Source organism: Rhizobium sp. 18055, assembly GCF_902706285.1.
Lineage (GTDB): Bacteria > Pseudomonadota > Alphaproteobacteria > Rhizobiales > Rhizobiaceae > Rhizobium.
Window position 1 is genome coordinate 1 of the sequence record NZ_CACSKD010000213.1, and the last position, 468, is coordinate 468.

The following is a 468-nucleotide window of genomic DNA, read 5'->3' on the forward strand; positions in this document are numbered from 1 at the left end:
CCGCCCTGCTGCTCTGGGGGCTGTACCGCGGCACGCAGGCGGTGCTCTCGGGCGGCATGTCGGCCGGGCAGCTCGGCGAGACCGTCATCTACGTCATGCTGCTCGCCGGCGCCGTGGCGGTGCTCGGCGAGGTCTATGGCGACCTGCTGCGCGCCGCCGGTGCCACCGAGCGGCTGATGGAACTGCTGGCTGCGCCCGCGGCGATCGTCTCTCCCCCCGGTGCCGCGCCGTTCGGACCCGCCGGGCAGGGCCTGCGGGTGGATTTCGAGCAGGTGCGGTTCCACTACCCGTCGCGCCCGGCGCAGGCCGCGCTCGACGGGTTCGACCTGCACATCGCGCCCGGCGAAACCGTGGCGCTGGTGGGTGCGAGCGGCGCGGGCAAGACGACGGTGTTCCAGCTGCTGCAGCGGTTCTACGACGTGGACGGCGGCACGTCCGGCGGACGCATCCTGCTGGACGGGCGCGACC

Annotated in this window: 1 protein-coding gene; it reads left to right on the forward strand. The window is 74.1% G+C overall.

Annotated elements, in window-relative coordinates:
* Window positions 1–468 (forward strand): ATP-binding cassette domain-containing protein (locus GVL52_RS31950; RefSeq protein ID WP_160012722.1); only part of this gene is annotated, 468 nt, incomplete at both ends.